This is a genomic window from Flavobacterium sinopsychrotolerans (assembly GCF_900110375.1).
GTDB lineage: Bacteria > Bacteroidota > Bacteroidia > Flavobacteriales > Flavobacteriaceae > Flavobacterium > Flavobacterium sinopsychrotolerans.
Window position 1 is genome coordinate 30,462 of sequence record NZ_FODN01000011.1, and the last position, 10,252, is coordinate 40,713.

12 protein-coding genes are annotated in these 10,252 nt (G+C 33.9%); 9 read left to right on the forward strand and 3 right to left on the reverse strand.

Features of this window, described 5'->3' with window-relative positions:
- Positions 1-219: 219 nt before the first annotated feature.
- Positions 220-1,062, reverse strand: coding sequence for an orotidine-5'-phosphate decarboxylase (gene pyrF, locus BMX64_RS14980; RefSeq protein WP_091174122.1), 843 nt, complete (start codon positions 1,060-1,062; stop codon positions 220-222).
- Positions 1,063-1,597: 535 nt separating this feature from the next.
- Here pyrF and BMX64_RS14985 point away from each other — a divergent pair.
- From BMX64_RS14985 to BMX64_RS15015, 8 genes are all read left to right on the forward strand, one after another.
- Positions 1,598-2,161, forward strand: a complete 564-nt coding sequence (locus BMX64_RS14985) for a helix-turn-helix domain-containing protein (RefSeq protein WP_091174126.1) — start codon at positions 1,598-1,600, stop codon at positions 2,159-2,161.
- 12 nt (positions 2,162-2,173) lie between these two features.
- Positions 2,174-2,620, forward strand: coding sequence for a response regulator (locus BMX64_RS14990; RefSeq protein WP_091174131.1), 447 nt, complete (start codon positions 2,174-2,176; stop codon positions 2,618-2,620).
- A 1-nt stretch (position 2,621) separates the two neighbouring features.
- On the forward strand, positions 2,622-4,406 hold the full coding sequence (locus BMX64_RS14995) for a sensor histidine kinase (protein WP_091174135.1): 1,785 nt from the start codon (positions 2,622-2,624) through the stop codon (positions 4,404-4,406).
- Between the two features lie 274 nt (positions 4,407-4,680).
- Entirely contained in the window at positions 4,681-5,319 is a 639-nt protein-coding gene (locus tag BMX64_RS15000; RefSeq protein ID WP_091174141.1) for a porin family protein, read from the forward strand.
- Positions 5,320-5,355: 36 nt separating this feature from the next.
- Positions 5,356-5,478: a lmo0937 family membrane protein gene (locus tag BMX64_RS15605; protein WP_317614724.1), complete on the forward strand. Its 123-nt coding sequence runs from the start codon at positions 5,356-5,358 to the stop codon at positions 5,476-5,478.
- Between the two features lie 28 nt (positions 5,479-5,506).
- The gene (locus tag BMX64_RS15005; RefSeq protein ID WP_091174144.1) at positions 5,507-5,839 is read left to right on the forward strand and encodes a YtxH domain-containing protein; all 333 of its coding nucleotides are present in this window, start codon (positions 5,507-5,509) and stop codon (positions 5,837-5,839) included.
- Between the two features lie 72 nt (positions 5,840-5,911).
- Positions 5,912-6,448 (forward strand): hypothetical protein, encoded by a 537-nt coding sequence (locus tag BMX64_RS15010; protein WP_091174147.1) that lies wholly within the window; start codon positions 5,912-5,914, stop codon positions 6,446-6,448.
- Positions 6,449-6,461: 13 nt separating this feature from the next.
- Complete coding sequence (locus tag BMX64_RS15015; RefSeq protein WP_091174152.1) at positions 6,462-6,806, forward strand: hypothetical protein; 345 nt, start codon at positions 6,462-6,464, stop codon at positions 6,804-6,806.
- Between the two features lie 80 nt (positions 6,807-6,886).
- On the opposite strand, the gene prfA is transcribed toward BMX64_RS15015, so the two are convergent.
- A complete protein-coding gene (gene prfA, locus BMX64_RS15020; RefSeq protein ID WP_091174156.1) occupies positions 6,887-7,963 on the reverse strand; it encodes a peptide chain release factor 1 in 1,077 nt (358 codons plus the stop codon).
- A 646-nt stretch (positions 7,964-8,609) separates the two neighbouring features.
- Between prfA and BMX64_RS15030 the strand changes: the two genes are divergently transcribed.
- Entirely contained in the window at positions 8,610-9,824 is a 1,215-nt protein-coding gene (locus BMX64_RS15030) for an aspartyl protease family protein (protein WP_167543073.1), read from the forward strand.
- Positions 9,825-10,150: 326 nt separating this feature from the next.
- Here BMX64_RS15030 and BMX64_RS16025 read toward each other — a convergent pair whose 3' ends face one another.
- On the reverse strand, positions 10,151-10,252 hold the full coding sequence (locus BMX64_RS16025) for a group II intron maturase-specific domain-containing protein (protein ID WP_449528458.1): 102 nt from the start codon (positions 10,250-10,252) through the stop codon (positions 10,151-10,153).

The window sequence follows — 10,252 nt, forward strand, 5'->3', positions numbered from 1 at the left end:
GCTCCAAAATAAAATTTAAACCATATAAGCCATGTAAGTTCATTTAAGTTGTGAAATCTTCAAATCGCTTATCTTATATGTCCTTATATTCCTTATATGGTTAACCAATATTATGCTTTTTTACCATTAAGAAATTAAGCTTTAAAGTATTTCTTAATGAAACTTAATTTCTTAATGGTTTAAAAAAAGTCCCAATTTAAAATTCTTCCACTTTAAACCTTAAACCTTTTCAAACTTCAAACTAATAATCCCTTCCATTTCCTGTTGCATTTTCAACGCTTCTGCTCTTGCTTTTTCGGCAAAATCAGTTCCGTTTGAAGCATAAATAATCGCTCTGGAAGAATTAATGAGCAATCCTACATTGGCATTCATACCGTATTTACAAACTTCGGCTAAACTTCCACCTTGTGCGCCAACTCCTGGAACAAGCAAGAAACTATCTGGAACAATTTTACGGATTTCAGTGAAGTATTCCGCTTTGGTAGCACCTACAACATACATCAGGTTTACACTGTTTTTCCACGTTTTAGACGTTTCTAAAACCTGTTTATACAATTCTTTTCCTCCCGAAGCGTCGGAAACATTCAAAGTCTGAAAGTCGAATGCACCTTCATTGGAAGTCAAAGCCAACATAATCGTATGTTTGTTTTCGAAAGCTAAAAACGGTTCAACCGAATCTTTTCCCATATAAGGCGCAACGGTAACGCTGTCGAAGTTTAAATCTTCGAAAAAAGCTTTCGCATACATGGAAGACGTATTTCCAATATCACCGCGTTTGGCATCAGCGATAGTAAAAATATCAGGATATTTTTCGTTGATATAGTTGATAGTTTTTTGAAGTGACATCCATCCTTTTATGCCGTAAGCTTCATAAAAAGCGGTATTGGGTTTATAGGATACTGTCAAGTCATGCGTGGCATCAATTATTGCTTTATTGAATTCGAAAATCGGATCTTCCAGTGCTAATAAATGTTGAGGAATTTTGTTCAAATCAACATCTAAACCTACACATAGGAAGGATTTTTTGAGTTGAATTTGTTGGATAAGTTGTTGTGTTGTCATTTTTATGTAGTTGTGCAGCAAATTTACAAACATAGAATCAAAATCAGTTACAATCTCATAATAAAATTCAATTTATATATCGAAATCAAATTGCATCATTACTGCAATCTAAAAATTGTAGTGACAGAAAAAAGATGTTAATATAGATACAAAAAGAGACCTATAAAAAGAAATTCATAAAAGCAAAAGCAGAGCTTAAAATTTAGATTCTACCTGCTAAATAAGCAATGATAACTGGCGAAATCCAGCAGGAATTAGAGTGAAAAAAGAATAATCAAAACGTCGAAACACAGTTAAAATAACTATAAAATTAACGATTGTTGAACTTTTTAAACTTTACTGAAGAAGTAAATCATAAAGATTTTCTAATTTTAAAAACCTAATAGTCAAAACATAACCTTTAATCACATAATTACTATTTAGGTAAAAGTAGCTGTTGCCTCTGTTTTTATTTCTAAAAAAAGTTTCCAAAAATGATTTAAAAATGAATTTAAAAGCAAGCTTTTTATATCTTTACTCTTAAACAAAAGTCTTTATGAAAGTATATTTAAAATTTGATTATGCTCAGCTGACAAAAAAAATTGTCCACGAAAAACTATCCGAATTGGGGTGTAAATTTAATATTATCGGCTTTGGTGAGTTTAATTTTTTAGAAAAAATACCGTCTGGAAAATTGAAAGACATCACAGCTATTTTCAAAGAATATGGAATAGAGATCGTTGAAAACCAAAAAAGAGTATTGGTTCAAAAAATAAAAGACGCTATTATTGAAATGGTTCATAGTGACAAACCGGTAAACATTAAGAGCTCCGTGTACATTGCAGACAAATTAAATCTTAGTTATACGTATCTTTCTAATATTTTTTCAGAGGTCACTTACACTTCCATTGAAAATTTTGTCATTATTCAAAAAATAGAATTAGCCAAACAATTAATGATTAATACACCGCTCAATTTAACTGAAATTTCCATTCAGTTGAATTATTCGAGTGTAGCACATTTGAGTTCACAATTCAAGAATATGACAGGAATGACACCTTCAGCTTTCCAACGAATTATTTCTAAAAGAAGGGAATTATCTAACAAAAACAACAGTTAAAAACACATTTATATGAATAATGATTTTATAAATATTTGCCTTGCGGACGATGACGAAGATGATAGACTGTTTTTTACAGATGCTTTTGATGAATTAAAAATAAACACAAAAGTGAGTACTTTTAATGATGGGGTTGAGTTGATGAATTATTTAAATAATGTTGATTCTGTTTTACCCAGCGTATTATTTTTAGATTTAAACATGCCAAAAAAAAATGGTGTTGAATGTTTATTGGAAATCAAACAAAATGAAAAACTAAGTGACATTGCCATTGCGATTTATTCGACCTCATCATCGGAAGAACATATCGAAGAAACCTTTATTAATGGGGCCAATATTTACATTAAAAAACCAAATGATTTTGAAGATTTAAAAAAAATACTTTCGGAAGTAGTGACTATAAATTGGCAATACCACACTTCTGGTTTAAACAAAGACAATTTTTTAATGCGAATGTAAAATGAAATATATTCAATTTCATAAGGCACCTGTTTTTCTAAAAATTATTTTTGTTATTTCAGTAGCAATTATATTTTTTATTGGCGGTATTACGTTTAAGCACATTACGGTTCTAAAAAAATCGTCAGCTTGGGTAAGCAACAGCCATGAGGTCACTGCTGAACTTGAACGTTTGATTTCATATATCAAAGATGCGGAAACCGGACAAAGAGGCTACATTTTGAGTAATGATAAAAGCTTTTTGGAACCGTATTATAACTCAAAGGTTTTAGTAAGAAAATCGTATAAAAGAGTTTCCAAACTAACTGCAAATAGCAGAACACAACAAAGCAATTTAAAAAAGCTGTTGTTTTTCATTAACAAAAGACAAAATTATCTTTCTAAGTCACTCTATCTGACGGAACAAGGGATTTATGATAAAGAAATTCTTAAAAATAATTTAATCATTGGTAAACAAACAATGGATTCTATTCGCGTCAAAATTGAAGACATGATGATTACCCAACAGAGACTTTTAAAAAATAGGCAGCAGGCGTATGAATCGACTATGAATTATACACCGCTGCTCATTTATTTAACGCTAATTGTAACCTTGATTTTAATTACGATTGCTTTTATAAAAATGAATAGGGACTTAGTAGTGCTAAAAAACACTATTAATACGCTCTCTGTTGCTAATGAAGCCAATAATCTTGCAGAAATAGTTGGTGGCTCTGGAAGTTGGCAGTTAAACTTTAGAACTGATACCTACAATTTCTCTGATAATGAATATCGGTTATTGGGCTGCAAACCGCAATCTTTTGAAGCGACTTTAGATGCATTCTTAAACTTTATTCACCCTGAGGACTTAGAATTTGTAATCGAAAACACTAAAAGTATTCTTACCGATAATGATCTTGCTCCTTTTACGTACCGAATTATTAGAAATGATGGCGAAATACGTTATTTCAGAACTTTAGGGCGAATTGTTACAGTTGCTTCCGGCGACAATACTTTTATAGCCACCACAAGCGATGTTACGGAAGAAGTCCAGGCTCAAAACCTTATTGAAGAGCGCAACAGGGAATTAGAAAACAATAACAAAGAACTAACTGCTTTCAACTATATCGCAAGCCATGATTTGCAAGAACCGCTCCGAAAAATTGAAACTTTCCTTTCGCGATTAGTGAGTAAAGATTACAACAATTTATCAATATCCGGACAGCAATACGTTTCCAGCATTCAATCCTCTGCCAACAGAATGCGGGTTTTAATTCAGGATTTATTGCAATTTTCGAGAACAAATAAAGGGGAGAAAGTTTTTGAAGAAGCTGATTTAAACGTTTTACTGGAAAATGCAAACCAGGCATTAGCTCAAATTATTGAAGATAAAAAAGCAATTGTACAAAGTGATGAATTACCAATCTTGAAAGTAATTCCATTCCAAATTCAGCAGTTGTTCATCAATTTAATAAGCAATTCTTTGAAATACAGCAAAGTAGAAACTGCTCCAATTATCAAAATTAATACGTCGATAATAACGCACAACGAAGAAGAATTTCTGCCGAATAGCAACTCTAGATATTACAAAATTACTATTGAAGACAACGGAATTGGTTTTAAACAGGAATATGCAAAAAAGATTTTCATCCTATTTAACAGACTTCATAATAAAAACGAGTACGAAGGAACCGGAATTGGTCTCGCCATTTGCAAAAAAATAGTTGAAAATCACAAAGGATTTATCATTGCGAAAGGAATTCCTGATGAAGGCGCAACGTTTATCATTTATCTTCCAGCATGCTAAAAAAAAATTTTTATAACGGAACAACATTTCGTTATCCAACTTTAACCTACTTCGCAGCTTCATCGCCGTACACGTGAACATTATTTGCGATACCGATTTTGACTTTCCAAAAAAGAAACTCAGGCTTACTTAACGATATCTTTCTTACTTTATCCTGTATTTCTGGTACCCCATATTAAAATTCTGTAATAAAATTCGAAATTGATGTAACATCCAATCAGTGCCGCCATCGCATCTTTGTAAAACAAAAACAAACAATTAAAAATATGCAAAGATGAAAAATTTAAAGAGAGTATTAGCCGTTGTTTTAGTAACATTAGGAGCTACAAATGCAATTCAAGCACAAGAAACTGGCGCATCATTAGGAATAAAAGGAGGTTTAAACATGTCCAATTTATATACACAAGATGTTGATGACGAAAATGTTCTTATGGGCTTCAACGTAGGATTGTTTGCAGAATTGCCAATAAATTCCCGCCTGGCTTTGCAACCAGAGGTAAGTTTTACCACTAAAGGAGCCGAACTACAATATGACAATGCTTTTGCACAAGGAACAGGAAAATTCAGGTTAAACTACATTGAAGTTCCATTATTATTAAAAGCAAATCTAACAGAGAATTTCAACGTTCATTTCGGGCCTTATGCCGCTTTCCTGATAGATTCTAAAATTACAAATGAATCTTCAGATGGCTCCTACAACTTTGAAGAGAACATTGATGAAGACGATCTAAATAAATTTGATTTCGGTGTAGCCGCTGGAATTGGATTTGATTTTGACAGTTTCGGAATAGGTGCCAGATACAATTACGGATTAAATACGGTGGGAAAAGAAAGAACCGTTCTTGGTCAAACCTACACTTTTCCTGATTCTAAAAACAGCGTATTAAGTGTGTACGCAGCGATAAAATTTTAATAAAATAAATAAATTACGTCAAATTTATTACACACAATCGCAGTGGTGCTCGTAATCCTTTGGGCGTTAGGATTCTTCGTTTACAGCCTGGGCAGCATGATTCATGTTTTATTGATAATAGCAGTAATAGCCGTTTTACTGCGAGTAATAAGAGGATAAATAATTTAAATTTAAAAAAACTAAAGCCATGAATAATAATAATAATAATAATAATAATAATAATAGTAATAGTAATAATGTAGCACTAGGAATACTTGGGGGATTAGCAATAGGAACGGTATTAGGAATACTATTTGCCCCGGCAAAAGGGTGTGAAACCAGAAAAAATATCGCTGACAAAAGCAGTGATTTAGCAGAATCGCTTAAAGATTCATCGGGTAAATTATCCAATGTAATTTCACAAACAATCAATGAGCTCAAAAACGAATCCCAACAATTGTTAGGAAATACAAAAGAGGTCATTAAGGCAGAAATTGCAAATGCCGACAACTTGAAAAAGATCAATAAACCAACGCTTTAAGAGATATTTTCCGTTCAAAGGAAGTGTATAAAAAGGTATAATTCAAAAATTCATTCATTAAAATACGTCTTTATGAAAAACACATTCAATATCAAAACAGTTTTCACAACGGTAGCTATCGTATTAGGAATAGCGACGACAAGTGCGCAAGAAGTACAAAATTACGATCAGGGATTTCGACTGGGAGTTGGAATCAACGGAGGACTTCCCCTTGACAATCCCTACGATTTCAGTTTGGGTGCCGATGCAAGACTCCAATATGATTTATCCCAAAAATATTCGTTAACCCTAACCACAGGATTCAGCAATATGTTTGTGTCAGGTGACAACAATGACCTGGGTTACATTCCTGTAAAAGCCGGTTTCAAAGCTTTTGTACTTAAAGACCAATTGTATTTAATGGGAGAAGTTGGTGCCGCATTTGCAGTGACAAACGGATACAATGACACCTCTTTGTTATTGAGCCCATCCATTGGATTTGCAACAGATAAAATTGACATCAGTTTACGATACGAACACTTTAATGACTTTCCGGTGGTTAAAAACGACGTAGTCAAAGATGGTTTAGGACAAATATCACTTCGATTAGCATACGGCTTCAAATTATAAGAAAAAACCTAAAATGAAAAATGCACTAGTACTATTCGGTTTTTTTTTCCTGACAATCACTTTTACCTCGTGTCAAAGTGAAAAGGAAAAGAAAGCCGAATTGGTTACAAACAGATACATTCGCTTTATTGATTCGGTTACCCAAAAAACTACTGCTGATGCAGCGGCCAATTGGTCCACTGTTGAAAAATATTTCGAGAAACAATCCACGGAACTGAATAGCACAATTGACGACTTAGAGGATACCGCGGCCTTTGATGCCAAAATTGATTCCGCAACCGCCAAATATGAAGCGTTCAGGAATTCTATTCAGCAGCAAAAAGGAATTTTAAAAGGCGCAAACCTTTCAGAAAAATAATATTGGTTAGTTATGAATGCAAAAAAACCAGCGGAAAATTTCTTTTCGCTGGTTTTTGTATGGTATAACATTCAGGTTTCTTAGAAAACCTCGCTTGCTTCTTTCAATTTTTCCATGTTGTTAACTAATGCCAACTCATCTACAATTTTCTGAATGTCACCATTCATGATATTTCCTAAATCGTACAACGTCAAACCTACACGGTGATCCGTTACACGACCTTGAGCATAATTATAGGTACGGATTTTTGCAGAACGGTCACCAGAACTTACCTGAGACGTACGTGTTGTAGCATCTTCCGCTTGTTTTTTGGCTAATTCCTGTTCGTACAAACGGGAACGCAAAACGCCAAAAGCTTTATCTTTATTCTTGTGTTGTGATTTCTGATCCTGACATTGCGCCACCAATCCGGTTGGAATGTGTGTCAAACGAACCGCTGATTTGGTTGTATTTACGGATTGTCCACCAGGTCCTGACGAACAGAAGAAATCCACACGAACATCATTCATATCAATTTGTACGTCAAATTCCTCTGCTTCCGGAAGTACCATAACCGTCGCTGCTGATGTGTGAACACGTCCTTGCGTTTCCGTTTGCGGTACACGTTGCACACGGTGAACTCCCGCTTCAAACTTCAAAGTTCCGTACACATCCTCACCGGTAACTTCAAAAATCACCTCTTTGAAACCACCCGAAGTTCCTTCGTTCATATCCACCACAGAAGTTCTCCAACCTCTGTTTTCACAATATTTCGTGTACATACGGAACAAATCCCCGGCAAAAATACTCGCTTCATCCCCACCCGTTCCGGCACGAATTTCCACCATGACATTTTTGGCATCTTCGGGATCTTTAGGAATCAACATAAACTTGATTTCTTCCTCCAGTTCAGGCAATCTTTCCTTCGCTTCTTCCAGTTGCATTTTGGCCATTTCGGTCATATCTGCATCACTGTTATCGGCGATTATTTCGTTTGCTTCATCGATATTCGCCATCAAAATAACGTATTCATCGCGCTTTTCAGCCAAAGCTTTTAAACTTTTGTACTCTTGATTCAATTGCACATAACGCTTCTGATCCGAGATTACATCCGGCTGAATAATCAAATCCGAAATCTCATCGAAACGTTGTTTTACTATTTGAAGTCTATCTAACATTTTCTTAGTCCTTTATTTAGACTGCAAAATTACGAAAAAAGTATTCAGTTTGCAAGGTTCCCTTTTTGCTATTTCAGTAGCTACTTGTCATTCCGAGGTACGAGGAATCTCATAACGGGAGTAACCAATGTGATTCCTCGTTCCTCGGAATGACAAAACACGATGATCACGTGGACAGCGAACTGCGAAGTAATCTCCGCAAGTGGCTCGACACTCCATGTTAAAATAGCCATTCTTTATTAACTTTTAATTTTTTTAGGAGCTGTTTCCTGCTGTCATTCCAAATGAAATTCACTGAACTCCAATTAAATTAAGAATGCTGTGAAGTAATCTTTATTGATAAAACTTGCTTCGCGTTTTATCAAAAAAGGATTTTCCCTTCCATCAGGGCTAGGCGTTTGGGTTAAACTAATTGCGTTTACGTTTTTCCGTAAAATAACTGAAGCAAAAGAAGTTAGTTTTGGGCAGCCATTTAAAATTGATGATTTTTTATCAGTATTTTCGCAAGAAAGTTATATATTTGAAAATAAATAAAAAACTGATGTTTGTCAGACAAAGCGACCCAATTTAGGGGTGATAAGTCGGACATCGTCAGACATATATGCAAGTTAGCAGACATATTACCCGAACAGAAACGAAAATAAAAATGAAAATAAAATACCTTTTTTTAATATTAATTGTAAACCAATCAGTATTTGCACAGAATAAAATTCAAACTTTAAAATCAAATACGAAAAGTATCAGTATAAAAGAAGGTGAAAGTTTTTATAAGGATGTTTGGGATGTTTCGCCCGAAATAAATCCTGATATTTTTATAACAAACAGGTTTAAGAAATCTAAAAAAATTACATTTTATTCAGATATCGATTCAATTTCTTTTGAGGTAAAACCTCAAAAGAAATACAATTTTGTAATATTAATTAATAATACTGAAAAAGCATTTACGCAAATAAATACGTTTCAGAACGAAACTCCATCTTTGAGCCCAAAATTAGTATATCAAAGGAAAAAACTAACTGATAAAATTGAAAATGATACAATTCCATTTTTATTAGGACAAGATAATAGAATCCATATAAAAGGGAAAATTAATAGTTCTGAATATTTAGATTTTTTGTTTGATACGGGTGCGGGTGCCAATGTAATTACGAGTTCCTTAATTAATACGAAAGTTAAATTAGAAATTGATGGAAGTTCTGAAAATAGCGGGTCGGATGGAAAATCAATTGTGCAGACAAGTTCTAATAATATAATGGAAATTGGAAATTTAGTATGGCAAAATGTATCATTAGTGTCAATTGACTATAAAAATTTCCCGTTTGATGCGGTTTTAAGTTGGAAGTCATTTGGAAATAAATCTATTGAAATAGATTACAACAAAAACAGATTAATAATTCATAATACACCCATCGGAAATTTAGTTGGATATTCAAAATCTGAAATGAAACTTATTGAAGGAATTCCATATATAAAATGTAAACTGATTATTAATGATAAAGAATATGAAACTTGGTATGATTTTGATACAGGTTCGAATGCAACTTTATCAATAAGCCAAAAATTTGCATCAGAAAATTCATTAAATAATACAATGAAAAATATTGGAACAGCAAAAACAAGAGGAAGTACGGGAATTGAATTCAAGCAAAATAAAGTTTTACTTCCAAAATTAAAAATTGGAGGATTTGAAATGTATCAAGTACCAATATTTGTAAGTGAAAAAGATCCGGAAAATGGTCATGAATATAATGAAAATATTGGAAATAATATTCTAAAACGATTTGATGCAATTTTAGATTTTAAAAACAACTTTATATATTTGAAACCAAATCAATTAATGTACAAATCAACATTAGACTAAAAATACGTCTGCTAATCGAGTAGACGGCTCCGCCAGAAACTGACGGAGTGCGCCTCTCACACCACCGTACGTACGGGTCTCGTATACGGCGGTTCGCAAAGTGATGGGTTGAGTTCCATGTAAATCTCCAACATTGATTGATAGCCTTTCTTCTTAAGTCGCAGTAGGGTTATTGTGGTGGTTAGAATCGGACTCTGGGCAATGCGCCAGCCTCCTTTTCTGGTTCTGCTCCAAGCATAGGCGTGGTCTTTGTCAATCCCTAATCGCATCAGGTTTTTCCTTTTGCGTTCGGGTTTCTTCCAGTCCGTCCAAATGCAGTAACGCAGTCAGTTGCGCAACCATCCATCAATATCTCGTAACTTTCCTTGAATACTCGTTCCCCGAAAATAGTTTAACCATCCTCGTTGGATTTCGTTGATTTTTCGGAT